The organism is Klebsiella sp. 18074, assembly GCF_902705905.1.
GTDB lineage: Bacteria > Pseudomonadota > Gammaproteobacteria > Enterobacterales > Enterobacteriaceae > Klebsiella > Klebsiella terrigena.
The window spans coordinates 87,447-111,550 of the sequence record NZ_CACSIS010000014.1 but is presented as its reverse complement, the minus strand read 5'-3'; the positions used below and the strand labels follow the sequence as shown (position 1 = coordinate 111,550).

The following is a 24,104-nucleotide window of genomic DNA, read 5'->3' as shown; positions in this document are numbered from 1 at the left end:
CACTGGAATAAATGGAATAATCCGTGCCGGCTCTGGCGTGGCTGGCGATCCCTTGAGGTGGGACATGGGACACAAAATAAAAAGTTGTAGCTACAAAAACACCGCGGCGCGCAATGCCCGTGCCTTACAAAAGTCTCAGGAAGGACCCAAAACCCAGAGGGGGATCACCGCACCCTGATTTGCCTGTCATTTCGCCACATCAGGCTCAATGGTATGCTGACAGCTCTCACACAGCCCGCAAGGATAAGAAATGGCAAAATTTAGTGTTCGTGTCGAATTGAGAAATTCTCAGGATGCTGATTACGATGAGCTTCACCAAAAAATGGAGGCCCAAGGTTTTTCCCGAACGGTTGCAATGACGACGAGTGATAGCGTTCTCATACTACCTAATGCCGAATATAGCTATGAAAGCGAGACAAAAGATAAAGCTGCTGTCGGTGAGTTAGCTGAATCAATTGCAGAAAAAATACGCAAGAATCCCAAAATCATGGTGACTAAATCAGGTGGCCGCTGGTTCGCTAATCTTGATGATGCTTAACCCTCATGATCACCTGAATCAAGGGCGTTATTTGCTAACCAAATGCGGGCTTCAGTGCCTGCATTTGGCTCTAACTCCTGAAGACGCTTTACATCCTCAAGCAGCAGCGCGATAACATTTTTAAATTCTTTTTCATCCATTTCAGTACTCTCTCACTAATTCATTGAATAGGTTATTTTGCAGTCCTGATCGCGTCAGCGATGGCGCGACTCAGTGCGGCAGGCATCAATGCTTCCGCCATAGCTCGTGAGCGGTCCATGTACCCAAGCACCGGCGTTACGGGTAATGCATCACCAAACCTGACCAGCAGCTTAGGAGAGCGCTGTTTCGGCTTCGGCCTGCGCGTACCGTTCGCAGAACGTTTTGCCCGTTTCTTTTTCACCTTCTTCGGCTTCCGGCGTTGCCAGACAGCATCGACGCCATTCACCTCACCGACGAACACATTCGGCTTAGCTTTCATCTGCGAAAGTTTATTGCGCGGCATATTTCCGTATTTGTTCAGCTTGATGTTCTTCGGGTTGAGCAGCGCCTGGCTGTTCAGCTTATGCTCACCGCCAAACTCAAAGGGCTCCAGGTATTCAGCGGCGATATCACGCACATAAACTTTCGCGCGGAGGTTGTTCTTTCTGGCCCCCGATGAGCCCACAGCATTAACCGTGAACGGCGTCGGCGATTCCAGCTTTCGCCCCAGTGCGACTTTTTGCGCTGCGGCAATTTCTCGCACGACTGTTGTCATTGCCTGCGCCGTGGCGAAGGGTATTTGTTTCTGCAACTGCGTTAACTGGCGGGAAAGATCCTTCAGAGTTGCCATGCTTACCAACCATTAATTAAGCCACTAAAAAAGCCACCAAGAGGTGGCCTTTGCAATAACAATAAACTCAATTGGGGAAAATAGATTATTTAAATAATCAATCAACCAATATTTCCGATGAAATGACCATCAACCTCATCAATTTTAACCCTAAGCATGGCATTGCCGACAGGGCCCATTTGTCCATTATCGCAACGAACCTTAATGTTCTCTAAATGCAAAAAATTGTTAGGGTATTCAAAGTCTGGGTCTTCGCTAGTATAGCCATCCTTACCCTTTGTCTCAAAGTACGTAGAGAGAGCCTCTCCGATTTCTCCAGAAGACTTTAGGCCATCAGAAATAAGTTGATAGTATTTTCGCCCCGCAATTAGTGAGCCGGTAATTACACATCCCTTAACGAACAATGTAACACCAATCCCAAGGTTTAATTTATTAACTATACCATTTAAAAATGTTAGATCTTCATCTTTGGTTTTAAGAGCTAATATCTCTTGCAATTCATCTTGTTCGCTCATCGGGCCTCCTTTGAATGAAATGTCAGGATACCCATAAAAGAGCTTGGTGAGTAGCATTATCGAAGCCCCTCAGGGAAGGACTTCTGTAATGCCTACTCTTCTACCGTCTCGCCTTCCGGGAGTTTGAGAGCAGCGAACACTGGCATACCCGGCGAACGGTCATCTTCAACCGCCGACAGCGTGGATTCACCAAACCATTCGCTCTTCGCGCATTTATCAGCAGCCTGATAATGGATGAAATACTGATTTTCACCGTTAGCGTGCTGAGAACGCGCCTTCACCTGCCCCCACTCTTCACTGATGCGGATGTTCACCAGCTGATCCAGCAAGAACTTAAATTCCTGGGCTGGTGCGCAAAATTCGAAGTGACCTTTCATTGTTCCTTCCTGTTTGAAGTAATTGATGCCTCGCGCTATACCCACCAGCGGATATAGGCTTTTTTATCTCTTTAAGGGGTTAGAAGACCTTACGGATTCGTAAATCCGCTCACAGGTCATTCCTGATGTGTAGCGTTCGTCAGCGATTGCAGCATAACGTCTAGCTTCTTCTGCAAGGTCTCCAAGCATGTCGGCGAGCATTCCGGCGGTGGCACCGGCTGTTTTGCTTCTGACGGTAGCGGCAAGATTTGCGGTGTGCTTTGCGGCGTCCAGGCGGGTTGCAAGGGTGTTTGCCTGCTGGCGCAGTTGCTTAACAGTACCAGTGAGATTATCGGCAGCAGCACGCGCTGCAGCTGTTTGGGATTGAGCATCTTTTACGGCCTCATCTCGGGCTATCAGGTGCCCGTGTTCAATCATCCTGGCGGCAGTTTGCGCATTTACTTCTTGAGCCGATTCGGCGCTATCACGTTCCGCCCACTGCTTTTCCCATGCACGACCGTTCCAGACATAGCCAGCAATAAAGGCTCCGACCAGCATCACAACCGCAATCACGGGTTTTATGTATTTTGCACTCACTGAGCTATCCCCCAGCACGTTAAAGCACTTTCCTGATCCCGGCGGTCAACCTGCCCGTAGCAGCCGTTGGCCTGCCCTTTCGTTAACCGGCAATCCCGGCCGCCGTCGAATACCCACCGGCGGATCTCCGCGCAGGCACCCTTGCGGTCGCCAGCATTCAGTTTTCGATAGAACGTCGAGGGGAAACATTTGGGAGGGCCGATGTTATACGGGCAGAAGCTCGCGATGCCGACCTTTTGCGGCGCCGTGAGAGGGACCTTGATATTCCGGTCAACCCACGCCAGCGCGTTGTCTCGCTCGATAGCGTTTACCTGGTCGCATTTGGCCTGCGTCAACTTCATGCCCTGTCTGACTGGCTTACCGTCAATACGGGTTGCACCGCGGCAAATCGTCCAGATACCAGAACCATCACGGTAAGCCGTCAGGCTGTTACCCTCTTTCTCATTCAGGAACTGATCCATGAGAACGGGAGCTGATGCGCCAGCGGCGATAAGTGCCAGCATGGCCGCGCTGAGTTTTGTTTTCAGATTGGCCATCTTAGTTATCCTGCGGAGGTTGGCCACCGTATCCGCGGTCAAGGGACTGCTGATACATCTTTGTCCAGCGACGCTTAAAGTAGAGGTTGGTCAGGTAAGTGGCGACGCCAATTATCACGCCGCTTGCCAGGGCAATAAAATTCCAGTCCAGCCCATGAAACCAATCGTAGGTTCGCGCCAAACCAGTACAGATAAGGCCGCCTGACGTGCAGTACGAGGCCGCCGAAAAGATTTTGTCAGGCATTTTCATAGTCTCCACCTCCGATTAGGGTTCGGGGTGCTGTGTGAAGTGGGGAATGGCCGCCAGATGGATTTACGACAACGCACTGAAGGATTGACGTTCTGACTGCCAAAAAAAAGCCCGCTCATTCGAGCAGGCCAAAAAGGTAGATAGTTCATGAAGGCAAAGTGTCGCAACAACTTCTGTCCGATCGCTTGAGCTACGTCATTACCAGGAGACTGATACGACACCCGCCATAACAAGATTATAGACATAAAAAAACCCGCTCAGAGAGGCGGGCCTGAAATCAGGGGAACTTCACTCAATGTGATATTCAGAGATGATGCCGGATTTCTCCGGAAAGCCGTTGGCTTGTCATACCGTGACCTGCGTAATTTTTTGCTCCGGGAAGGAGTGACAATTTCCGCCCTCTCCGCGAAAAGAGGTAACACCACGACCTGAGAATCACAAATTTTTAACATTAATAACAGCTACCACAAATGGTGGGTTTCACTCTGTCAAAGGCACCCGAGGATGCCTTTTGCACAGTGTCAGGACTTACTTTTGAATGGCCAGTAACGGCAAGCCACCAGCATAGCGACGATAACCGCCAGCAGCACTATATCCATCAGCATGCCCGCCAGCCGCCAGGCTACGAGCAGCAGAACAGCAAACAGCGCCCATAAACACAGCCTGCGCAGCATGATTACTTACCGTTGGTGCCGAGTATACGGCTTAGGTTTTTCAGCAGGACGGTTGAGGCGGTTTCGAGCATGTCATCACCGGCATCGGTATTGGCGACCACCAGCGTTTTGGTACAGGGCACTTTGACCTTTGAATCGCTCAGCCAGCCGGATTCGGTCACCGCCTTTTTCAGCTCGTACACCGGTTTCCCGTTCGGCAGCTTATCGTCAACATGCCAGCCGTTCATGTCGATCATCGTCAGGCCGCTACCTTCCTGATTAACCGCCTCCAGAAACTTATTCGACCGGTCCGGCGCTGATACCCAAAGGAAGGCGTCATACTCACCAGTGGTGACTTTCGCCAGCGAGCGCACGCCGCCTTTGGCGTAGGTCTCGACTTTGGCATAATCCTTTTCCAGCCCCTGCAGATATTGCCAGGATGCATACGATCCGCTGGTTGGCTCGCCGACTCCGATTTTCACACCAGCTTTTAAATCCCCTTCATCGCTGACCTTGCTGCCCTTCTTCACCGCGACAAAAACGCATTCATCAGCCAGTTCGCCGATAATGTCCACCTTCTGCGCTTCGTTACTGTGCCGGCTGCGCCAGAACTGGAAAGCATCAGCCTGGGTGAAACCGATCTGGGCGGTACCGTTGGCCACCTTATCGAGATTGTCCAGCGACCCTTTGCTGGGGATTACCGTCGAACTGTAGCCGTATTCACTCATTGCGCTGGCGAGGTTCACGCCGTACACCGCATTGTAGGTCAGTCCCTGCTGGCCGGTAGTGATGACGACATCCGCAGCTGCCACAACGTTACTCAGGCATAGCGAAGCGACCGCGATTGCGGCCATGATTAACTTTTTCATGTGACTATCCTTTTGAGGTGAGCCTTCGCCCGGAGTGGCCGCCCTGCAAAACAGTCACACGACCATTCCAAAGGCTCACCCCGAAAAGCTCTGCAGGTTTTATGCGCCGGGCGTGACGCGGACAAGAAAAAGCCCTACATGAGCAGGGCTTTAGTAACCGGTTAAGAGTTAACGTCTGGACTTTATATGCTTAATTATTTGACCCACATCACCTGATACAAACCAGACAGCAATAACTGCTAAGTCACTAATCAACCTTGGCCAGTTAAAAACCGTCAAACCAAGCGCTATGTAGACAAGGGAAACGAAAGCAAAAACAACGGCGAATCTAAATATGTACCGAAATACTGATAAGGCAATCCTCATGAGAACTTATCCATAAATATCAGGACATCATGAGGTTAACAGCCAAAAGTATGTGTAGATGTGATCGAGGTTTTAATCCTCAACCGAAAAGATATGTTCAAAAAATTATGGTCATTAGTTAATCACTTTTTCCGCTTTTCACATCTCAATATATTGTGACACCAGGCCGCTACACCTGCTTATTTCCTGCCGCTCAGTTTTGGTATTGACCGCCAGTAACTACGGCCCAGCCGATTCACAGGTCTTTGCATTGGCCTACGTTGCTGCTCGCTTGAGCACGTCACAAATAGAAAAGACCCGCAGATGCGAGCCCCAGAAAAGCAAAAACCCCGCCGGATGGCAGGGTTTCTATGATTAGGCTGTGTGTCGAAGTGACCACTCCTAACAGATTACGATAGTTTTTGCGTACGCGTTAGTGCAATCTACAATTTTCTACTTTAAAATCATGAGACCACACGATAATAAATGTTTTACCTTAGGGAAAGTAAATGAAAGTCAAAAGCTTAGGATTCTCCATTTCCAATACCAATCCCCATGTTAGTACCACTGATGCCATGCTGGCGTTGATTGCGTCGTCGAGCAGGGTTCACAATCGAACGGACTATTCGCGTCAGATCCTGATCTCTGATGATAATGATTTCTACAGTGGGCTGGTTGTTACATTTCGAAATCAGAAGAAGAATTGTAAATCTAATTTTAAAGATGGAAAATTTAAGTTAACAGTCGAAGATCTAACAGGTGGGGATAAACTTGCTAGCTTTAACTTTTTTTGTATAAGTAAAAAGTCGATGAATGGACTATATATGTATCATCATGGTTCATGTTCCTTGAATGGCCTGTTTACTCACTTGCAAACCGTAAGTAATGAGTTCATAAGGGGTTTATGTGATAAAGATATAAAAAACCTTGGCAACAAACCTTCCCAGCAGGATAAAGCTGAAGTAAATAAAAAATACAACAACCGTTTTTCTTTCAGTCTTATTACAAATAAAAAAGATATTGCTGATATTTTAAGAGAATTTAAAGAAATAAAACACGCATCCTTTAAGTTTGATTATCTTGATTTCAAAGGTGGCCCCATGACTGCTTTGGAAGCCTTTTCTAATTCTACTGATATTAATTTCAATATCGCCCCCTCAGATAGAAAAAAGACATCTGCTTTATCTCAAAGTCTTTCGGATGCTTACAAAAGTCTAACAGGTATAACCAAAGCTAAAGTAACAGCCGTTGACCATTTGGACAATGAAAAGATTGTTGATTTCATGGCCTGTCCCACGTTCTTTGAAACCTATGAATTTGATTATATAGCAGAAATGGTTGATGGTGTAACAAATGATAATTATACAAGCAGTAAGATTTTTGATATTATAAAGGAAGAGATTATAAACGGGAAAAACAAAAATGTTTTTATATGATTGGATTATAAGAAAAAGAATAGTAATTCAATATCTTATGCTGGTCATATTTTCTGTCCTGTGCCTGGCGGGCTTGTACCTCCTTTATCGGAACTCGCCAGATGTTAGCACTAAATTTTTTGAGTTTCATCACAAAAACCTAAGAGGTTACTTGTTTTCAGGATTTATTTCCGTTGGTTCGTTTCTGCTTAGTCTGCATACTTTTGTTATTGTTAACCTCAGGGATAAAGTTTTTTCCACTAAAGAATACAAAGAGTCTTATGCACTTGCTTCTGGAATCAATGAGACAGACATAAAAGAAAGCGAACTGTATAAACCATTGGATAATCTTTCATCCTTTATTAATACGTCAATAATTCTATCTTTAGTTACTGCAATCTCACAATTCACTTTAGGCTTGTCTACGAATCTTTATGCCTGCTTATTTTGTGTGTGGTTAGCTATTCTTACGGTATGCTTCCTCCTGCATTGTTTAATAATCATTCGAATCAACATAAGAATTTTTCTTAAACAAAAAATACGGTAGCGGGTATCCCACTACCAATGATTTTAAGATAGCATGCTAAGCACGCCCTCTACAAACCCCATCGCCGTCTGCAACTCCTTTCTGATAGTCCCATCAGAGCATTTTCGTTTCTTGGCTATGCTACGCAATGATATACCGATAACAAAATGAGCGATAATCAACTCATACTCTTCCGGCTTATATTTTCGCAATCGTGCAACACATCCGTCAATCATGATCCCTTCATCATCATCGCACTGAAGGCGCGACTTCTTGCCGTGTGGGAGCAGCCCTTTAAACCCAGCTGCAATTGGTTGCCAGTCAACACCGTTACCGTCAGCTGCAGCCCATGCGCCCCAGCGGTCTAAAACTTCGTACATGTCACGCATTGTTCTCTGCTCCTGTTATGTTCACGCTGTCGCTGATATGCATGCCTTGTGGGCTGAAGTGTTTTAAGGAGGCTTCCAGTTTCATGCGGCCACTTCTCCGATATCAGAAATTAAAATTTGTCCGGTCTCACCCCAGAGCTTTGTTACCCGAAAGTCCCAGATATGCGCGTCGTCAGCAAACAGTGCATCCATCAACGCTTTAATCATGTTGTCGGCATCTGGCTTTTGCTGATGAGCCTGACCATTCATTGCTACGCGTTTTTTCTGGCTCCAGCTCGCCGGCATCGGCAGGATGAAGGTAATGTGACTTCCCGCCTCTGGCATAACGACCTTCTTCAGCCTGACCTCATCACAGAACGCCCGGTAATGAAGCACTACTTCTCGTTGTTTCCATTTGTCAGCGCGGGTTTGTCGGGGTTTTCCCATTGGAGTAATGTTAAAAATCTGCATCTTTTGCCTGGCTCCCTCTGGTATATCGACGCGGTTGTGATTTTGGTTTTGGCGCTGAACGCTGGCGGGCTTCCTCCTGGTCGATCGGCAGGAAATGCCCGTTATAGAACCGGCGGTAGATGGTTCCCAGTTCGCCGTTGCGTTGTTTTGTCACGTTGATTTCAGCTACGCCCTTTGCGGCTGATTCCGGGTCGTAAACTTCATCGCGATACAGCATCAGGATTAGGTCAGCATCCGCCTCAATCTCCCCGGAGTTCTTCAGGTCAGAGTTCATCGGGCGCTTGTTGGGGCGAGATTCTACCCCGCGGGATAACTGACTCAGGGCGATAACTGGCGTTTTGTTGGTTTTGGCGAGACGTTTCAACCCCTTCGACAGCTCCCCCACAGCCAGGTCGTAGCGGGCCGTGCTCTGAATTTTGATCAGCGCCAGATAGTCGATGACCACCAGGGCAATTTCTGGATGCTCCAGCTTATAGCGGGTTGCGGTTTGTTCAATCTGGTCGATATTGAGGTTAGTTGCGTCGGTGATCCAAACGCTGCGGTTAACCAGTTGCTCCATGCCGTTAAAGAATCGCGCCCAGTCTTCATCCTCAAACTTTTCGACTGCCTTCAGTCTGGATACAGGCATACCGCCAGCGGCAGAAACCATGCGTTTGGCGATCTGCGTGTCGGACATCTCCATGCTGAAAAACAGAACACCATGCCCCTGTGCAGAGACCTTCTCGATAATATCCAGCGCCAGCTCTGTTTTGCCCATCGAGGGACGCGCCGCGATAAACACCAGATCCGTGGATTCAATGCCACCCGTCTTCTCGTCAAGCTCCTCAATGCCAGTAAGCAGGCTGCGGGTTTCCTCCCTCCCCTGGCTGCGGGACTCTACCTCGTCAGCCACGGCGGTGAGCAGATCGGAAATATGGACAGGCTGCACAGTATCTGCAGAAATATCGATGGCTGAAACCACCTGTTTTACGGACTCCAGGGCAGCCAGCGCAGCATCACCATTGCTGGCACTCTTAATCTGGTTTAGCACCTTTTCCAGTGCGGCCTCTGCATCACGGACACCGGCATTGCGACGCAGAACGTCGATGTAAGAGACCAAAGCCGATTTCGCCCAACTAACGCGGGTGGCCTCCAGAATGGTGGTCTGAAGCGCTGGCAGAGACTCACAGAGCAGCAGCGGATCAATAACTCCTCCACCGCGGGCTTGCCGACAGATGCCGGTATAGATTTCACGATACTGACGCACCGAGAACGTACTCGCCGGCAGCCGGGAAAGGATATCCAGTACCTCAGGATCAGCACCGCGCAAAAATAAGGCGCCGATAACCGCTCCTTCCAGATCTTCATTTTTCCAGACAGGTGTCATTCAGGCACCCCGTCGTTTCCACGGAAGCTTTCCCAGTTGAACGCCAGCCGATTGCGACCACCGTTGGTTACCCGGTCTACGATGCGCTCACCGATGGAGTCCTTAAGCTGCTCGAAGGTCAGATTGCTGATCAGGATGGTGGGTAACACGCTTTCATAACGGGCGTTAACGATCTCCTGCAGGATGGCCAGTTCAGAAGCGCTACCAAACTGCACCCCCACCTCGTCGATAATCAGCAGGTCCAGCGATGCATAGTGTTCCAGCACGCCGTCTTCTGTGGTTTCGGAATTATGGCGCCACGTGCTTTTCACGGCCCGCATAACGCGCATCACATCAGTAATTTCAACCCTGGCGAGATGGTTACGGATGATGGCTTTCGCTGTCGAGATGGCCAGGTGGTTTTTCCCTGTACCGCAGTTGCCGGTCATCACAAGCCCCTTTCCGGTCGCAAATACCTGCGGCCAGTTTTCGGCATAATGGCGGCAGCCGGCCAGATTTTTGCTAGCCCCCTGATTCACCGGGCGATAGTTTTCGAATTCGCATTCTTCAAAACGGCGGGCGATGCCTGCGTTGTCCATCAGGTCAGCGACGCGTAACGCACGCAGCTCCGCGTCAATCTCTGCCAGTTGAGCACGGAGGCATGCAGGACATTGCGAATGTTTGAAATTCTCACCGCCGCGAAAAGCCTTTCCCACCAGCGTGAATCGCTCAAAATCTCCATGCTTTTCACAGGAGGTAATCTCGGCGTTTCCTGAGTTCCAGCCGCTGTATCCCCACGGGAGTTTGTGCTCCAGCGCAAAATTTAATTCTTCTGCAAGGCGCTCCCGATCGGCTTTCATGTCGTGGCGCGCTTTTTGTTGGTTTAAATTTAACATGTCATTTCCCCTGAATTACCAGTCCCAACTTGATTCGCCATAGTTCTGCTCACTGAAGCCAGATACCGGCAGCACGCCAGGGCGCCCACCGCCGGGAGCGGGTGGCGATTGCCAGGATTCTTCGAAGTGGCGATCGGGACCGAAGAACGTGGCAGCTTGCTTAACGAACTGGGTTCCGACGCTGCCGGTTGCGCGGGCATAGGCTGCATAGCGCTTAACACCTGCCAGCATGACTTCAGGGTTAACCTCGTCTTTCAGGCGGGCTTTCCACGCTTTCCAGGCTGCCGCCTTGGAATTACCACCAGCGCGTTTTGGGTAGGCCTGCCAGGCTGTTTCGAATTCAGGAGAATAATCCTGTTTTGCAGAGCGAGCCGGTGCAGAGGCATCAGCCGATGCGCCAGTATGTTTTATAGGTTCATTGACTGATTCATTGACTGATTCAAAAGAGTGACTGATTCTGGGTGCAGCTCCTGCACTACCCCCTGGTGAATCTCCTGCACTACCTGGTGAATCTGCTGCACCAGGTAGTGAACGATTTACACTACCCCCTGGTGAATCTCCTGCACCACGTAAAGTGAGCTGATAGACGTTGCTGGAATTACCCTTCGGCCCAGTGCGGAGCTCTTTTTTAATCAGCCCTCCCTCGCAAAGCACCTCGATGTGATTCATCACTGATCGCTTACTGATTTCGCACTGGTCAGCAATGTGTTGATAGCTCGGCCAGCACTCTCCCAAATCACTGGCGTTGTCGGCCAGCTTGAGAAGGACAAGTTTGCGTAAGGGGTTTCCGACCTTAATTTTCATGGCCTGAACCATGAGATCCATACTCATATTGAAACCCTCGTGAAATACTGTTGAAACTTCCAGACGGGTTGCATGCACTCATACGGGTAACCCTGCCTAGTGAAATAAACCTGCTGCTTTTCCCGGCTCCACCCGGTGACATGCACGACAACACCCCGTGGATCGAGATATTCACGGTCGAGAACCTCTATCTGCGTATCGTCAGTGTGCATACAACCTCGCCTTCACTGAAAAAAACCTTGAGGCGGTCCTGGGTGCCTGTTATGTTTTTCATGAATCTGCCCGCCAGGTAGATTTAAGTCGCATAGCAAAGTCAGAACAGGCCGGGTTGAGTGCCACCACCTCTTCCCGGCTTTTTCTTTGCTGCTTTCCGTTCTGCGGTAGTTGTCTGCTCGAGAGCCCACTGACGGGCTCGAAAAAGGCAATCCGCAAAACAACTCCCCTTTTTGGTTGACTGCGACATGCAGCGGTAATGTTCCAGACCTTTGGCTACCCCCCCCCCTGAACCACCGACGGCGCGAAGCCTTCTACGGTCAGCGCCGCCGTAATGTGCTTGCGAATGAAGTCTTCGGGTGACATGTCACACCTCATTGGAACCGTTGCTAATTCCTGGGTGGGTGTATGGGATTTTTGAATCCAAATGACATAAGATCGCAACATCCTCTGGAACTCCACGCATCTCCCACTTCCCTACGGCCTGACTACTTCTCGGTTTGCCTTTGCGTGGGAATCTTTTCCCGATAGCGGTATTTGTCTTAAATTGCTGCTTAAGGATTTCAAACAGAGTCATTTTCATCTCTCGGTGTCGAAACTATTGTATCAATCGATAGTAGCAAATAGAATCCAAAGTATCAAAACGAAATGTTACTTTAGTTTCTTTTAGGGGGATGACTCATGAGTTCGTTAGCAGACCGGTTGATAAGCCGACGCGAATTGTTAGGATTCACGCAAGAGGCTCTTGCCAAAAAAGCAGGTGTCACGCGGGTAGCTATCAGTAAAGCGGAGCTTGGACTAACAAAAAACTTTAACAGCAATACTCTTTTTAAGATCTCATCCGCACTTGGATGCGAACCTGAGTGGCTGCAGACTGGTAAGGGAACGCAGGAAAAACTGCCACAAACCCAACCACAAAAGAAACCTATCAGTGATACAGCTTGGGTTAATAACGTAACCGAGACCGTGCAACCACAGCGCAGATACAGCTACCCGAAGTTAAACTGGGTTCAAGCTGGTCAATTTGCGCAATGTGGCGATAACTATAATATGTATGATATTGAAAACTGGATTGATTCTGTAAAGTACGCTGGCGAAAGAGGTTTTTGGCTTGAGGTAAAAGGCGATTCTATGACTTCGCATGCAGGGGTAACCTTTCCTGAAGGTATGTCCATACTTATTGATCCAGAAAAAGAACCTTACTCAAACTGCTATGTTATCGCGCAAAAGAGAAGTAGCAGGGATGTTACTTTTAAAAAGTATGTAACTGACATGGGGGCTGGGTATCTGAAACCCCTCAATCCTCAATATCCTATGATCCCCCTAGATGATGAGTGCGAAATAATCGGTGTGGTTGTTGATGCCAGGTGGGACATATTTTAATTATATATCAATCAGATGCCGGCTATGCCGGCTTTTTTTTGGATAAGTAGCGAAAATAAAGTATCAAAACCACTTGCACCAAAATGATACTTTAGTTACCTTTAATTCACCGAGTAATCACTCTCATGGTGAATATGAAGATGATAACAGAAACCGAAAAAGTTAATTTCTGCTCCGATAGTTTGACTAAGCTTGGTCATTTTTTGTCGATGCTGTGTCAGGCTGTAAAAGATAACAACTGTGAACCTGATGATATTGAGGGGTGCCTTGGCATTGCTTGGGACATGGTTAACTCAATGCAGAAAACTATTAACAGCGCAAATAAAGAGGTGGAAGAATGAAAACCAACACCACCAACCACCCAAATCTCATCGGAGCGATGGAATTCACAAACAATGTATGTTCCCTGCTTATAGCTCTTGAATTAAGTGTTGATCAGCTTGATGCGGATACCATTAAAGAAGCATCCAGCGGCATTCGTTACCTGGCTTCGCGAGCATATGAAGAACTCGAACGCGTACATAATTTTGAGGCAAACAAATGAATACTCCCGTTCAGATGCTTGAAACTATTTCTGCTGATATTATCGAGAATACTGTGCTTCTTGAAACCATCTACAAAAATAGCAGCGAAGACCACGAAACAGATTGCGCTATAGCTTGCCTGATTCGTTCAATGAAAAAGACGCTCGACACTGCGAATGAATATATCAACACGCTCAGCGATGTATCAGCCCCCCCCCCAAACGGGACGAGAGCGGCGCTGATATTGTTGATGATGTTTTTCACGCGACCATTACGGCAAGAAAACTCGAAGAGCTTGCGCATATTTATAATGAGGCTTACTTCACAGATGAAGATAATGGCAAACCAGCCATGTATATGGCATCAGTAATCTTCGATTATGCGATAAAAGTTTGCAGTGAATTGAAAAACATCGAAGCAAAATTGAATTAACCAAAACAGTTTTAATTAACACCTTAACCGGTGGGGAATCCTTCACTCTAAATTTAGCAAGGGGGTTATTGTGAGTTTCATTGTTGACCATGCCGCGTACAGAACAGCCCTGCTCTATAGGGCTGAAGGTCACGAATTAATTGCACTGCTTTTTCTCCGCAAAGCCTACGGGAGGTCAGCATGAACGCCCATTCAAACAGAATAAGCACCGTGACATTACAGGAAGCAAGTATTGCCACAGAAAGATTAATGCATCTGATTCAGACCATCGCGGAGAACTATTACGAAATGGAGGACGGGCAGCGCTGGAGTCTTTTGCAAATTGCTTACGATATGTCCGCAGATATTGACGGACAAATGAATGTCCTGGAGGAAAGAAACGGTGGAAAGACAAAGCGCAATTGATATTTATCGCCGTCGTATTGCCAATGCGACCCTGCACAGACTGAAACGTAAAACAGGCGGCTATTGTCTCTCTGTGAATATGCCGGATAACAATATTCAGGTTATCGAAATTAACGAAGAGTCAATGCAAAAGCTTCTGCAACGATTCGAAAAGCAGGTTCGCGCAGAATTTGGCTCAGAAGCAGAAAGCTTTCTACGTAAAGCGTATATGAACAGTCTGGATATTAACGGGCATACCGAATATTTGACCGAAACCGGTAAAGCGATTGTTGACGATATTTTCTCGGAATTAATCGCTCATGCAAAAGAGAAATATGTCAGCGGAGGAATTAACTGATGACTAAATTACCCCCCCTATTTCACACGAAAAAGTGCAGGTCGTTATGACGATTGAAAACGGGCAGGTAATTGATACCCGCCAAGTCCGCGACAACGAACTTATCGCGACGATGGACACCTTTTTCTGGATGGCAAAGAAAGCCGGGTATCAGGTAATCGCCCCTAATCAGGAGGAAGCCTGTGTCACTAACAGCAATACGAATTCCTGAACGCGTACACCTGCAGGCGATGCAGGTCCTGCTGCGGTACCGCCGGAAGCGCATTTATGCACGGCGTACGCACCGCACGGGATATCTCAGCTTGAAGGTCAACCCACGCTGGCGGCTGCTATCGAAAGACGACGGCCGGAACTGGGAAGTAATGAGCCATGAACGTTACTCGGGAGAAATCAAACGATGATCGACAACCGCACCGCCAGCGCTATTGACCTGGCATTACAGAAGCACCACACGCCAGTCGGCGACCTGTTCGCCGCTATCCGCCACGGCCGCATGAAGCGCTGCTTTAGCCGCGGTACCGCCATTATCTGGCTGGCGCACTTTCTGACATCGCATGCATTTGCACGTTCAGGATTCCGCCAGCGCTATCCGGATGTTCAGGTGATCAGCGCCACTAACCCAGATTCGAACCACTGGGAACGAGGCGCGGTGAGTTTCGAGTATACCGAAGCCCACAAGCGTACCGTTCGCCGGCTGCGTCGCATCCTTGCCCGCAAACGTGAAATGCAGAAATGGTGCGACAAGTGGGATGCCATGCACGACCGCTACGTGAAAGAGCGTGAAGAACTCAGGGCCAGCAAACCAGCAGAGGTACGCAATGGATCACACAGCATTTAACCCGGAACCGACGTCAACCGGCATCCGGTTGTCTGAAAGCCGGATTATTGGTTACTCCGCCGCTATTCGAGATCTGGATAACGGCCGCTATGACAAACGCCTTGCCGACGGCATGAATATTCTGGCCTGCATCATGGAAGCGGTAGAAAACAGCTGGCTCACGCTCACTATCGAGCAGCAAATCATCGTCTGGCGCTGGTTGCTCGCCGCGGTATTCATTACCGAGGAGCTGGAGAAGAACGGAACTGTCGATGTTCCGAACGACGAAGGTGGCGTTGATATAGCGTTATCTATTCCGGCGAACACGGCGCAATCAGCGTCTACCCAGGACCGGAACGCTTTGCGCTCGCTAACCACGTTGAGGCCGGCGCCATTGAGAAATACGGGAGAGAAGAAGGGTTGCCGCTGGCGCTGCGTATGTATCAGGACATGGTCGTTTGTGACGACGAATACGGGTTCCGGCTGTCAGCTATGGGCCGGGAGGGCTTCAACATGCTGCACGACGGCTTTATCGAGCAAATCCACACCGAAGGCATGCCAGACATGCCGGTTATGCACTGAGGGGAAATAGGAATGGCAAAGAAAGCACGCAGAAACAGCACATCGCAAGGATACGCAGGAATGACGATGGCGCAGTTTTTCCACAGCCACATCCGGCCAGACAACAGCAATGCCAGTGATTATGCGAGTCTTCGGCATAGCCTCCACGATGCTGTAACACCAGCCCCTGAAGGCATGGTCCGCATGCAGCTGACTCGCAATCAACGCCGCCTTGCGAAAAAACTCGGCATCGCACTGAAGGAGGAATAATCATGAACACAGTAACTATCAATAATAAACAACTCCCGGCCGTCGATTATCGGGGGCAGCGCGTGGTAACGCTGGCGATGATCGATGAGGTTCACCAGCGCCCAGAAGGCACTGCGCGGGCGACATTTAACCGCAACCGTGAGCACTTTATCGCGGGCGTAGATTACGAAGAACTAGGTTCGGACGTAATACGTACGGACCTCCCTGAAGGTACTTTCTCCAAATTTGCCCCATCAGGGATTGTACTTTTTGAATCAGGCTACCTGATGCTGACAAAGCCATTCAACGATGATCTTGCATGGAAAGTACAGCGCGAGCTGGTTAACTGTTACTTCCGCATTCAGCGCCCAAAATCACAGGCAGGGCTGATCGCCGAAATGGCCCTGCTGAATGTTGAGCAGGAGCGCCGTCTCTACCAGGTCGAAGAGCAGGTAGAAACGGTAGCGGAAGCGGTCGAGAACATTAAGCGCGGTACCATGCGGGCCGGTTACGTTGGTTATCGCCAGGTAGTCGCTAAAAGCGGTATGACTGATGCGAAATGCCGAAACCTGGTTAACGCGTACCGCATCCCGACCGATACGCACGAATTCATGACACCCGACGGCCTGCTTTCCCGCCGGGCTATCGTGGAGTTTGATCCGTTCATGAAAGCATTCCGCCAGATGATGTCTGAGGCAGAGCCCCGCGGCACCCGCTGGCATCACCCGAAGATGGGCCTGTTTCAGGCTATTGGGTGGGAGGGTGGCCACGGTGAATAACGTTATCTGGCTGCCGGCCAGTTCTATCGAGGTGGCCCACCAGCGGGCCTTAACATGGGTGTGCGATGCGTACCTGTTCTATCTGGTCAGCCTGCACCGTCGCCCGGTGTATCGCCACCAGTACGGCGATATTTCGCTTAACCAGCCAGCGCTGCAGGGCTTCATTGACTCCTACCTCAAAGATAAAGGGTGGGACATAGAGCGGCGCCATGCGCATTACATCGACATTCTGGACCTCATCAAATATTTGCACCGCAGCAATTCGGGATTTATCGACTGGGGAACAGTGCCGGCGCTTACGCCTCGGGGGATCCGCTGGATGAACGCCTGCCTCTCTCGCCTGGGTGAAATGGTTAACAGCTATGGCGGATGGAAAGGATATATCGCAGCAGTTGAGGAGGATCAGAAAGATGAAAATCGACTTTAAAGATTATGGCGCTGTGGCCGCGGTGACTATTACCAGCACCATTTTCGAGTTTCGCAAACATAACCGGGTTGTTGATGCCACCCTGCTCTGCACCCCGGGCGTCATCAGCGAACGGCGCGGCAGCTTCTTCATGAAGACGCATATTTCAGGCAAAACCAGGGATGCGCTGCGGGCCTATAAAACCGCGCTGCGCGAGATGAAACGATGAACAGAGAATTTGAAATATGGGTCCGGCTGCGTTACGGCGGCCGGTACGATCTGACGCGAGACGGTCACGGCTATTACTGCCGGGAAGTGGTTAAGCGGATGTATGAGGTCTGGTGCCACTGTCGTGGCCTGAAAGTGGTGTGAGGTGAGTAACATGGTAGACATTGAAATGATTGACGAGGAAGAGGCGATGCGGATGATCCGAGTATCTTCACGCGTGACCATCCGGAAATACACCGAGCGCTATAATTTCCCCAAACCGGTCCGGACCTACCCTAAACAGTATCTGCGCTCTGCTATTGTGGAGTGGATCTTAAACGGGGGCGTCAACCAGAAATCTTCCTGATATGCCAGAATATCTTTTCAGCATACAGATCATAGGCGTCTTTCTGTTCGGCAATCCAGTCATGCTTGTTATAAACAGAAAGCACGCCGCCAAGCTCATGCCCCAGCATTTTTTCGATGACGTGCGGGGCTACCCCCTCTTCAGAGAGCCGGGTTGCCAAGGTGCGTCGGAAATCATGTGAAGTAAACTCACCAAACCCCAACGAGTCCTTGATTCTTCTAAGAAACTTATTTGCACCAGAAATGGTTATAGGGCTCTTCAGGTCCTCGCCAGGGAAAAGTATATTGCCATACGTCATTTCAGCTTTTTTCAGCAAATCATCTGCCGCGGAGAAAATGGGGCGCCTGATAATTTTGTTGGTTTTGCTTTTCTCTGCCGGCACAATCCATAACCCCTCTTCTCGGTCAAAATCCCCCCTTATAGCCAGCCGAAGCTCGCTATTCCTGGCGCCGTACAGCATCAGCAGTTGATGAAGCAACCGGTTAGAAGTTGACCCACGACTTCTTTCTATAGCCATCCAGATTTTGGCAAGCTGGTTATAGCTGAGCGTAGTCTCCCCAATCACCGGTTTAACACCGATGTCTTTCGGCCGCAAAAGCATGAGCTCGGTTGTACTAATGAACTGTCGGCGCGTACACCAACCAATGGCGGACCTGAGCTGTATCAATAAATGCCGGGCGCGGCGAGGATTGATTTTCTCCTCTTCGGTAAATCTCTCAACCCACAAGCGGACAGGAATATCCTCAACCGGAATGCCGGAAAAAGCGTCGCGCATATGCTTTATAACCGTTGATTTATAAAGAGCTATCGTCTTAGCTCTTAGCGTTACGTCGACGTAATTTTCCTTCCAGTAATCCAGACAATCCTTTACCGTTGGCTTACTTTTGGATTTGTTGCCACCAGCCAGCGTGCGGGGATCAATTCCTTTATCTGCCGATTCCCTGAGGTCTGCAACGATATTACGGGCATCGCGCAGCGTCAGCGCTGGGTAGCGCCCGAGCCCCATTCGGTTCTGCTTCCCTTCCCATCGGAACCTAAACTGAAAGCTGATCACGCCTTTGGGGGTTATGCGAATTCCAAGTCCGTCAGAATCCGTAATTTCAGCCGGCCCGGAATATGGTTTACCATAGATAGAGCGGAGTTTTGTGTCACTGATCGCCATATTAGTTTTTTGTACTCATCTGATTCGTATTTTATGTACTAATTATGTACTCAATATCGCATGTACGAACATAAACAACAATATCAAATCATGTACAACCATGTGCGACATTTGACAACAAAACTAAAATAATGGTTATAAATCATATGCATAAATAGATAACCGTGTTCATCCTTGACCGCACAATATCAACTATGTGCAAAGCCCACACCTTGCCGAAGATTACGAAACGATGGTGCCGTTTCAGGCATTGCAGATGATTGGTCATCAGGTTGACGCGGTGTGCCCCGATAAAACCAAAGGTGACTACATCATGACGGCGATCCACGATTTTGACGGTGCCCAGACCTATAGCGAAAAACCCGGCCACCGCTTTGTTCTTAATGCCGACTTTTCCGCAGTGAAAGAACAAGATTACGACGCGCTGCTGATCCCCGGCGGACGGGCGCCTGAATATCTGCGCCTGAATGAGGAGGTGCTCAAGCTGGTGCAGGCGTTTGACCGCGCGGGTAAGCCAATTGCCGCCGTTTGCCACGGCCCACAGCTGCTGGCCGCGGCCGGCGTGCTAAAAGGACGTACCTGCAGCGCCTATCCGGCCTGTGCTCCGGAAGTCCGGCTCAGCGGCGGAGACTATGCCGACATCGGCATCGATCAGGCGCACGTTGACGGTAACCTGGTCACCGCTCCCGCCTGGCCCGCGCACCCGCAGTGGCTGGCGAAATTTGCCGAAGTGCTGCAGCAGCAATAGGTTGAACCGACACGTCAAAGCGGGCGAAGGCCGCTGGCAGGCGGTAATGGCGTGGAGAACCGCGCCATTACCGAATCACGATGAGATAACGAACTACGGGTGCTTGACGATATACATTGTCCGGCTATAGGCGACATCTTCCGGGTTGGTAATCGGATAGCCCTTCAGCCACGGCTTAATCAAACGTCCGTTGGTGTACTGATAAATTGGCGCAATGGGCGCTTTGGCCATGATTATCTTTTCCGCCGCGTTGTAATCATCGTTGCGCACATTATCCGACGTCTCCTGCGCCGCCTGGGCTAAGATCTTGTCATAGGTCGGATCGTTAAAGCGGGAAATATTACCGCTATGGGTCGAGGTCAGCAGCGACAGGAAGGTCGAAGGCTCGTTGTAATCCCCCACCCACGAAGCGCGAATCACGTCGAAATTACCGGTGTTTCGGCTATCGATATACGTTTTCCACTCCTGATTCTGTAGCTTGACGTCGACGCCGAGATTTTTCTTCCACATTGACGCCACCGCGATGGCAATCTTCTGGTGGTTTTCCGAGGTGTTATACAGCAGCGTCAGCTGCAGCGGACGGCCAGGGCCATAGCCCGCCGCCTGCAGCAGCGCCTTGGCCTGCTCGTTCAGCTCGGCCTGGCTCATGCTCTCCGCCTGCGAAGGCTGCGGCGTAAACCCCGCCGTCACGTCCGGGGTGAAGTGCCAGGCTGGCTTTTCGCCGGTTCCCAACACTTTTTCCGCCATCAGGCGGCGGTCGATGGTCATGCTCAACGCCAGGCGCACGCGCTCGTCGGCGGTCGGCCCCTTCTGCGTGTTAAAGGCGTAGTAGTAGGTCCCCAGCTGCGGCGGGGTGTACACCTGCCCTGGAATATCTTTCAGCAATTTTTGGTACAGGTTTTTCGGGAAGGACTCGGTGATATCGATATCCCCGGCCAGGTAGCGCTTGGTCGCCGACGACTCCTGGTTAATCGGCACAAAGGTCACCTGCTGGATAACCGTTTTGCCATTATCCCAATAGTGGCCGTTAGGCACGACAACCAGCTTTTCGTTAACCACCCGGTCTTTTAACACGTAGGCCCCGTTGCCGATAAGGTTGCCCGGACGCGTCCAGTTAGCGCCGCTCTCGACGTTCGCTTTCTGTACCGGATAAAACGCAAAGCTGGCCGTCAGATTGCTGAACCACGGCAGCGGCTTATCCAGCTGCACCCGCAGCGTGCGCGCATCTACGGCGGTAACCCCCAGCGTATCGACCGCGGCCTTACCGTCGATAATATTTTGCGCATTCGTTATGCCCGCCAGCGCGGCGAACCAGGCAAAGGGGGACGTCGTTTTCGGATCGACCAGGCGCTGCCAGCTGTAGACGAAGTCCTGCGCCGTAACCGGCGTACCGTCCGACCAGCGGGCATCATCGCGCAGGGTAAAGGTCCAGACCCGGTTATCGTTGCTCTGCCAGCGGGTCGCCACGCCGGGAATAAGGTTGCCCTTAGCGTCCTGATTGACTAAACCTTCGAAAAGATCGCGGATCACCTGAATTTCCGGCAAGCCCACGGCTTTAGCGGGATCTAATGAGGCCGGCTCATCTTTAATATGCCGTACCAGTACCTGTTTCTCGGCTAAAACGGTACCCGGAGGGACATCCGCCGCCCAGGCCAGAGATGAAACACTGGCTAACCACAGCGCGCCGCATGTCAATGTGACAGGATACTTCATAAGATCCCCTTTAAAATAAAAAAACAGAGCTGGCAGATGGGTGATTATTTGTTTCATCACCTGAAATTGCAAACGGCTTGTGATAGAAAATTGACGCGTATTCTGATTTCATCGTCCAGGGAAACTATTTGATTCCGGGACGGTTTTACACAACACTGCTGAAAATAACCTGCTAACAGGATGCCCTATGCCCGTTTCTCGTCCTCGTACCCAGCGCGGCGCCTTTCCGCCCGGCACCCAACGCTACGGCCAGTCACATCTTGGCGCACCGCTGCTGTGGTTCCCCGCGCCGCTGGCCGATAGCCGCAGCGGCCTGATCCTTGCCGGCACTCACGGCGATGAAAACTCGTCGGTGGTCACCCTCTCCTGCGCGCTTCGGACCCTGAAGCCCGAACTGCGTCGCCATCACGTCGTGCTGGCGGTCAACCCCGACGGCTGCCAGCTCGGGCTGCGCGCCAACGCGCGCGGTATCGATCTCAATCGTAATTTTCCCGCGGCAAACTGGAAAGAAGGGGAAACGGTCTATCGCTGGAACAGCGCGGCCGAGCAGCGCGACGTCGTGCTGCTGACCGGGGAAAAGCCCGGCTCGGAGCCGGAAACCCAGGCCCTGTGCCAGCTGATCCACCAGATCCACCCGGCGTGGGTGGTCTCGTTTCACGATCCGCTGGCCTGCATTGAGGATCCTGGCCACAGCGAGCTCGGCCGGTGGCTGGCCGACGCGTTCGCCCTGCCGCTGGTCGGCAGCGTCGGGTACGAAACGCCCGGCTCTTTCGGCAGCTGGTGCGCCGATATCGGCCTGCCGTGCATTACCGCAGAATTCCCGCCGATATCCGCCGACGAGGCCACGGAAACGTACCTGCCGGCGATGATCGACCTGCTACACTGGCACTCTCAAAGATGAAGAACGCCGGTGCTGAAATGCAGCGCCGGCTCCACGTCAACCGCCAGCCAGGTCGGGCCATCGAGATCGGCGAAACGCGCCAGCGGGGCCAGCGGCAGCGCCGCTGAAATCGCCCGCGAGGTGCAGAGCATACAGCCGAGCATGCGCTCAAAGCCCTGCTGCTCCGCCTCCTGCGCGAGGAACAGCGCTTCGGTCAGGCCACCGGTTTTATCGAGCTTGATGTTCACCATCTCATAGCGCCCGCGCAGCCGCGGCAGGCTGTCGCGAGTGTGGCAGCTCTCGTCGGCGCAGACGGGCAGCGGATGAATAAAATTCTCCAGCGCCTCATCGGCGTCCGCCGGCAGCGGCTGCTCAAGCATCGCCACGCCGATATCGGCCAGCAGCTGGCAGCGCGCCGCCAGGCCATCGCTGTGCCAGGATTCATTGGCGTCAACAATCAGCGTGGCTTCCGGCACCGCGCTGCGAATGGCGATCAGTCGTTCGCTGATAAGGCGATCGTCAAGCTTGACCTTCAGCAGGCGCGCGCCCTTTTCCCACAGCGCCGCGGCGCTGGCCGCCATCTGCTCCGGGGTGCCGATCACCACCGTCTGCGCCGTCACCACCCGGTTCGGCAACGCAACCCCCAGCAGCTGCGGAATGCTTTTGCCCACGCTACGCGCCTGCAGATCCCACAATGCGCAGTCGACGGCGTTGCGCGCTGCGCCCGCCGGCAGCAGATGCTGAAGCTGTTCGCGGGTCGCGCCGCTTTCCAGCTGCTCGCCAATCGTCAGAATTTGCGCCATAACCGAGGCAATGCTCTCCCCATAGCGAGGGTACGGCGTGCACTCCCCGACGCCCTTAACGCCATTCTCCTCCACCTCTACCACCACTACCTTCGCCTCGCTGCGGCTGCCGCGGGCAATCACAAACGGGGTATGTAGCGGCCAGGCTTCTTCGTACACTCGCAGGTTTCGCATTCCCAGGTTCCTCCAGGGGAAACGTTAAATAGGATTTGCCGTGCTGATAACGGATGTCATACACTACCCATGACGTTAACTATATGTAAACAGGAAGATAAACATGTCACAAACCGTGCATTTCCAGGGCAACCCCGTTGCCGTTCAGGGCACCATTCCGCAGGCAGGCGCTAGCGCGCAGCCGTTTACGCTGGTCGCCAAAGATCTCTCCGACGTCGCGCTGAGCCAATTCGCCGGCAAACGTAAAGTACTGAATATTTTCCCAAGCATCGATACCGGCGTGTGCGCGGCATCGGTTCGTAAATTTAACCAACTGGCATCCGAGCTGAACAACACCGTTGTGCTGTGCATCTCCGCCGATCTGCCGTTCGCTCAGTCCCGCTTCTGCGGCGCTGAAGGCCTGAACGACGTCGTCACCCTGTCCACCCTGCGCGCACCGCAGTTCCTGGCTGATTACGGCGTTGCCATTGCTGCTGGCCCGCTGGCCGGCCTGGCCGCTCGCGCAGTGGTCGTTGTTGATGAGAATGACCAGGTTGTTTACAGCCAGCTGGTGAATGAAATCACCGAAGAGCCGGACTACGATGCGGCCCTGGCTGCGCTGAAAGCGTAATCAGGCTTTGCCCCGGACCGCGCTTACGCCCGGCCCGCA

At 51.2% G+C, this 24,104-nt stretch carries 40 protein-coding genes and 2 pseudogenes; 23 read left to right on the top strand and 19 right to left on the bottom strand.

Annotation, left to right across the window (positions count from 1 at the left end; translation table 11 throughout):
* Nucleotides 1-250: 250 nt before the first annotated feature.
* Nucleotides 251-538 (top strand): hypothetical protein, encoded by a 288-nt coding sequence (locus GVK32_RS15530; RefSeq protein WP_064388684.1) that lies wholly within the window; start codon nucleotides 251-253, stop codon nucleotides 536-538.
* On the opposite strand, the gene GVK32_RS28920 is transcribed toward GVK32_RS15530, so the two are convergent.
* From GVK32_RS28920 to GVK32_RS15500, 7 genes are all read right to left on the bottom strand, one after another.
* Nucleotides 535-678 (bottom strand): hypothetical protein, encoded by a 144-nt coding sequence (locus GVK32_RS28920; protein WP_177341182.1) that lies wholly within the window; start codon nucleotides 676-678, stop codon nucleotides 535-537. The two genes, GVK32_RS15530 and GVK32_RS28920, sit on opposite strands and share 4 nt — an antisense overlap.
* Nucleotides 679-710: 32 nt before the next feature.
* Nucleotides 711-1,349 (bottom strand): hypothetical protein, encoded by a 639-nt coding sequence (locus GVK32_RS15525; RefSeq protein WP_159869456.1) that lies wholly within the window; start codon nucleotides 1,347-1,349, stop codon nucleotides 711-713.
* A 101-nt stretch (nucleotides 1,350-1,450) separates the two neighbouring features.
* Complete coding sequence (locus tag GVK32_RS15520) at nucleotides 1,451-1,864, bottom strand: gas vesicle protein (protein ID WP_159869453.1); 414 nt, start codon at nucleotides 1,862-1,864, stop codon at nucleotides 1,451-1,453.
* 92 nt (nucleotides 1,865-1,956) lie between these two features.
* A complete protein-coding gene (locus GVK32_RS15515) occupies nucleotides 1,957-2,241 on the bottom strand; it encodes a hypothetical protein (protein WP_159869450.1) in 285 nt (94 codons plus the stop codon).
* 63 nt (nucleotides 2,242-2,304) lie between these two features.
* Nucleotides 2,305-2,817 (bottom strand): DUF2514 domain-containing protein, encoded by a 513-nt coding sequence (locus GVK32_RS15510; protein ID WP_255429360.1) that lies wholly within the window; start codon nucleotides 2,815-2,817, stop codon nucleotides 2,305-2,307.
* Nucleotides 2,814-3,353, bottom strand: coding sequence for a lysozyme (locus tag GVK32_RS15505; protein WP_159869447.1), 540 nt, complete (start codon nucleotides 3,351-3,353; stop codon nucleotides 2,814-2,816). Before GVK32_RS15505 ends, GVK32_RS15510 begins: the two co-directional genes overlap by 4 nt.
* Before the next feature lies 1 nt (nucleotide 3,354).
* Complete coding sequence (locus GVK32_RS15500) at nucleotides 3,355-3,603, bottom strand: phage holin (protein ID WP_159869445.1); 249 nt, start codon at nucleotides 3,601-3,603, stop codon at nucleotides 3,355-3,357.
* A gap of 518 nt (nucleotides 3,604-4,121) precedes the next feature.
* Between GVK32_RS15500 and GVK32_RS15495 the strand changes: the two genes are divergently transcribed.
* Complete coding sequence (locus GVK32_RS15495; protein WP_159869442.1) at nucleotides 4,122-4,259, top strand: hypothetical protein; 138 nt, start codon at nucleotides 4,122-4,124, stop codon at nucleotides 4,257-4,259.
* Between the two features lie 20 nt (nucleotides 4,260-4,279).
* On the opposite strand, the gene GVK32_RS15490 is transcribed toward GVK32_RS15495, so the two are convergent.
* A complete protein-coding gene (locus GVK32_RS15490) occupies nucleotides 4,280-5,125 on the bottom strand; it encodes a TAXI family TRAP transporter solute-binding subunit (protein ID WP_200842889.1) in 846 nt (281 codons plus the stop codon).
* Nucleotides 5,126-5,979: 854 nt separating this feature from the next.
* Between GVK32_RS15490 and GVK32_RS15485 the strand changes: the two genes are divergently transcribed.
* Both GVK32_RS15485 and GVK32_RS29195 read left to right on the top strand, forming a co-directional pair.
* Entirely contained in the window at nucleotides 5,980-6,906 is a 927-nt protein-coding gene (locus GVK32_RS15485) for a hypothetical protein (RefSeq protein WP_159869439.1), read from the top strand.
* A complete protein-coding gene (locus GVK32_RS29195; RefSeq protein ID WP_227697833.1) occupies nucleotides 6,893-7,432 on the top strand; it encodes a hypothetical protein in 540 nt (179 codons plus the stop codon). The genes GVK32_RS15485 and GVK32_RS29195 overlap by 14 nt, the downstream gene beginning before the upstream one ends.
* A gap of 23 nt (nucleotides 7,433-7,455) precedes the next feature.
* Here the strand turns inward: GVK32_RS29195 and GVK32_RS15480 are convergent, their stop codons facing one another.
* The 8 genes and pseudogenes from GVK32_RS15480 to GVK32_RS29185 form a co-directional block, all read right to left on the bottom strand.
* The gene (locus GVK32_RS15480) at nucleotides 7,456-7,800 is read right to left on the bottom strand and encodes an antiterminator Q family protein (RefSeq protein WP_159869436.1); all 345 of its coding nucleotides are present in this window, start codon (nucleotides 7,798-7,800) and stop codon (nucleotides 7,456-7,458) included.
* A 4-nt stretch (nucleotides 7,801-7,804) separates the two neighbouring features.
* Nucleotides 7,805-7,885: pseudogene (locus GVK32_RS29190) on the bottom strand (antitermination protein); the annotation flags it as partial.
* The gene (locus tag GVK32_RS15475) at nucleotides 7,882-8,250 is read right to left on the bottom strand and encodes a RusA family crossover junction endodeoxyribonuclease (protein WP_159869433.1); all 369 of its coding nucleotides are present in this window, start codon (nucleotides 8,248-8,250) and stop codon (nucleotides 7,882-7,884) included. The gene GVK32_RS15475 and the pseudogene GVK32_RS29190, both read right to left, overlap by 4 nt.
* Nucleotides 8,237-9,616, bottom strand: coding sequence for a replicative DNA helicase (locus tag GVK32_RS15470; protein WP_159869430.1), 1,380 nt, complete (start codon nucleotides 9,614-9,616; stop codon nucleotides 8,237-8,239). Before GVK32_RS15470 ends, GVK32_RS15475 begins: the two co-directional genes overlap by 14 nt.
* Complete coding sequence (locus tag GVK32_RS15465) at nucleotides 9,613-10,491, bottom strand: ATP-binding protein (RefSeq protein WP_159869427.1); 879 nt, start codon at nucleotides 10,489-10,491, stop codon at nucleotides 9,613-9,615. Before GVK32_RS15465 ends, GVK32_RS15470 begins: the two co-directional genes overlap by 4 nt.
* Nucleotides 10,492-10,506: 15 nt before the next feature.
* Nucleotides 10,507-11,322 (bottom strand): helix-turn-helix domain-containing protein, encoded by an 816-nt coding sequence (locus GVK32_RS15460; protein WP_159869424.1) that lies wholly within the window; start codon nucleotides 11,320-11,322, stop codon nucleotides 10,507-10,509.
* Complete coding sequence (locus GVK32_RS15455; protein WP_159869421.1) at nucleotides 11,319-11,507, bottom strand: DUF4222 domain-containing protein; 189 nt, start codon at nucleotides 11,505-11,507, stop codon at nucleotides 11,319-11,321. The genes GVK32_RS15460 and GVK32_RS15455 overlap by 4 nt, the downstream gene beginning before the upstream one ends.
* Before the next feature lie 368 nt (nucleotides 11,508-11,875).
* The gene (locus tag GVK32_RS29185) at nucleotides 11,876-12,085 is read right to left on the bottom strand and encodes a hypothetical protein (protein ID WP_072060157.1); all 210 of its coding nucleotides are present in this window, start codon (nucleotides 12,083-12,085) and stop codon (nucleotides 11,876-11,878) included.
* Nucleotides 12,086-12,189: 104 nt separating this feature from the next.
* Between GVK32_RS29185 and GVK32_RS15450 the strand changes: the two genes are divergently transcribed.
* The 16 genes and pseudogenes from GVK32_RS15450 to GVK32_RS15385 all read left to right on the top strand — a co-directional run bounded on the left by GVK32_RS15450 (nucleotide 12,190) and on the right by GVK32_RS15385 (nucleotide 17,975).
* Nucleotides 12,190-12,891: a LexA family transcriptional regulator gene (locus tag GVK32_RS15450; RefSeq protein WP_047934972.1), complete on the top strand. Its 702-nt coding sequence runs from the start codon at nucleotides 12,190-12,192 to the stop codon at nucleotides 12,889-12,891.
* 140 nt (nucleotides 12,892-13,031) lie between these two features.
* Nucleotides 13,032-13,232, top strand: a complete 201-nt coding sequence (locus GVK32_RS15445) for a hypothetical protein (RefSeq protein ID WP_132731349.1) — start codon at nucleotides 13,032-13,034, stop codon at nucleotides 13,230-13,232.
* Nucleotides 13,229-13,435: a hypothetical protein gene (locus GVK32_RS15440; protein ID WP_159869418.1), complete on the top strand. Its 207-nt coding sequence runs from the start codon at nucleotides 13,229-13,231 to the stop codon at nucleotides 13,433-13,435. Before GVK32_RS15445 ends, GVK32_RS15440 begins: the two co-directional genes overlap by 4 nt.
* Nucleotides 13,432-13,785 (top strand): hypothetical protein, encoded by a 354-nt coding sequence (locus tag GVK32_RS28915; RefSeq protein ID WP_064385952.1) that lies wholly within the window; start codon nucleotides 13,432-13,434, stop codon nucleotides 13,783-13,785. The genes GVK32_RS15440 and GVK32_RS28915 overlap by 4 nt, the downstream gene beginning before the upstream one ends.
* Nucleotides 13,786-14,027: 242 nt before the next feature.
* Complete coding sequence (locus tag GVK32_RS15430) at nucleotides 14,028-14,252, top strand: hypothetical protein (RefSeq protein ID WP_227697832.1); 225 nt, start codon at nucleotides 14,028-14,030, stop codon at nucleotides 14,250-14,252.
* Nucleotides 14,209-14,589, top strand: coding sequence for a hypothetical protein (locus GVK32_RS15425; protein WP_159869415.1), 381 nt, complete (start codon nucleotides 14,209-14,211; stop codon nucleotides 14,587-14,589). The genes GVK32_RS15430 and GVK32_RS15425 overlap by 44 nt, the downstream gene beginning before the upstream one ends.
* A gap of 46 nt (nucleotides 14,590-14,635) precedes the next feature.
* Complete coding sequence (locus GVK32_RS28910; RefSeq protein WP_200842888.1) at nucleotides 14,636-14,800, top strand: hypothetical protein; 165 nt, start codon at nucleotides 14,636-14,638, stop codon at nucleotides 14,798-14,800.
* Entirely contained in the window at nucleotides 14,772-14,990 is a 219-nt protein-coding gene (locus GVK32_RS29180) for a hypothetical protein (RefSeq protein WP_144275003.1), read from the top strand. Before GVK32_RS28910 ends, GVK32_RS29180 begins: the two co-directional genes overlap by 29 nt.
* Nucleotides 14,987-15,427, top strand: coding sequence for a hypothetical protein (locus GVK32_RS15415; protein ID WP_159869412.1), 441 nt, complete (start codon nucleotides 14,987-14,989; stop codon nucleotides 15,425-15,427). Before GVK32_RS29180 ends, GVK32_RS15415 begins: the two co-directional genes overlap by 4 nt.
* Before the next feature lie 43 nt (nucleotides 15,428-15,470).
* A pseudogene (locus GVK32_RS15410) lies at nucleotides 15,471-15,988 on the top strand (hypothetical protein).
* A gap of 12 nt (nucleotides 15,989-16,000) precedes the next feature.
* Nucleotides 16,001-16,237 (top strand): hypothetical protein, encoded by a 237-nt coding sequence (locus GVK32_RS15405; protein WP_142305689.1) that lies wholly within the window; start codon nucleotides 16,001-16,003, stop codon nucleotides 16,235-16,237.
* A 2-nt stretch (nucleotides 16,238-16,239) separates the two neighbouring features.
* A complete protein-coding gene (locus GVK32_RS15400) occupies nucleotides 16,240-16,995 on the top strand; it encodes an ORF6N domain-containing protein (protein ID WP_159869409.1) in 756 nt (251 codons plus the stop codon).
* Nucleotides 16,988-17,422 (top strand): hypothetical protein, encoded by a 435-nt coding sequence (locus GVK32_RS15395; RefSeq protein ID WP_159869406.1) that lies wholly within the window; start codon nucleotides 16,988-16,990, stop codon nucleotides 17,420-17,422. The genes GVK32_RS15400 and GVK32_RS15395 overlap by 8 nt, the downstream gene beginning before the upstream one ends.
* Complete coding sequence (locus GVK32_RS15390; RefSeq protein ID WP_025714667.1) at nucleotides 17,406-17,630, top strand: hypothetical protein; 225 nt, start codon at nucleotides 17,406-17,408, stop codon at nucleotides 17,628-17,630. The genes GVK32_RS15395 and GVK32_RS15390 overlap by 17 nt, the downstream gene beginning before the upstream one ends.
* Nucleotides 17,627-17,773, top strand: coding sequence for a hypothetical protein (locus tag GVK32_RS28905; RefSeq protein ID WP_162763176.1), 147 nt, complete (start codon nucleotides 17,627-17,629; stop codon nucleotides 17,771-17,773). The genes GVK32_RS15390 and GVK32_RS28905 overlap by 4 nt, the downstream gene beginning before the upstream one ends.
* A 10-nt stretch (nucleotides 17,774-17,783) precedes the next feature.
* The gene (locus GVK32_RS15385) at nucleotides 17,784-17,975 is read left to right on the top strand and encodes a hypothetical protein (protein WP_004198241.1); all 192 of its coding nucleotides are present in this window, start codon (nucleotides 17,784-17,786) and stop codon (nucleotides 17,973-17,975) included.
* Here the strand turns inward: GVK32_RS15385 and GVK32_RS15380 are convergent.
* Nucleotides 17,956-19,137, bottom strand: coding sequence for a site-specific integrase (locus GVK32_RS15380; protein ID WP_159869403.1), 1,182 nt, complete (start codon nucleotides 19,135-19,137; stop codon nucleotides 17,956-17,958). The two genes, GVK32_RS15385 and GVK32_RS15380, sit on opposite strands and share 20 nt — an antisense overlap.
* A gap of 196 nt (nucleotides 19,138-19,333) precedes the next feature.
* Between GVK32_RS15380 and GVK32_RS15375 the strand changes: the two genes are divergently transcribed.
* Nucleotides 19,334-19,885 carry a DJ-1/PfpI family protein gene (locus GVK32_RS15375; protein ID WP_159869400.1) on the top strand — a complete coding sequence of 184 codons (552 nt, stop codon included), beginning with the start codon at nucleotides 19,334-19,336 and terminating at the stop codon, nucleotides 19,883-19,885.
* 93 nt (nucleotides 19,886-19,978) lie between these two features.
* Here the strand turns inward: GVK32_RS15375 and GVK32_RS15370 are convergent, their stop codons facing one another.
* Nucleotides 19,979-21,598 carry an ABC transporter substrate-binding protein gene (locus tag GVK32_RS15370; RefSeq protein WP_159869397.1) on the bottom strand — a complete coding sequence of 540 codons (1,620 nt, stop codon included), beginning with the start codon at nucleotides 21,596-21,598 and terminating at the stop codon, nucleotides 19,979-19,981.
* Between the two features lie 187 nt (nucleotides 21,599-21,785).
* Between GVK32_RS15370 and mpaA the strand changes: the two genes are divergently transcribed.
* The gene (mpaA, locus tag GVK32_RS15365) at nucleotides 21,786-22,499 is read left to right on the top strand and encodes a murein tripeptide amidase MpaA (RefSeq protein WP_123551344.1); all 714 of its coding nucleotides are present in this window, start codon (nucleotides 21,786-21,788) and stop codon (nucleotides 22,497-22,499) included.
* Here mpaA and ycjG read toward each other — a convergent pair.
* Nucleotides 22,490-23,455, bottom strand: a complete 966-nt coding sequence (gene ycjG, locus GVK32_RS15360) for an L-Ala-D/L-Glu epimerase (RefSeq protein ID WP_041145225.1) — start codon at nucleotides 23,453-23,455, stop codon at nucleotides 22,490-22,492. The genes mpaA and ycjG overlap by 10 nt on opposite strands.
* A 103-nt stretch (nucleotides 23,456-23,558) precedes the next feature.
* Here ycjG and tpx point away from each other — a divergent pair, with 103 nt between their 5' ends.
* Nucleotides 23,559-24,065: a thiol peroxidase gene (gene tpx, locus GVK32_RS15355; protein ID WP_159869394.1), complete on the top strand. Its 507-nt coding sequence runs from the start codon at nucleotides 23,559-23,561 to the stop codon at nucleotides 24,063-24,065.
* The last annotated feature ends 39 nt before the right edge of the window (nucleotides 24,066-24,104 follow it).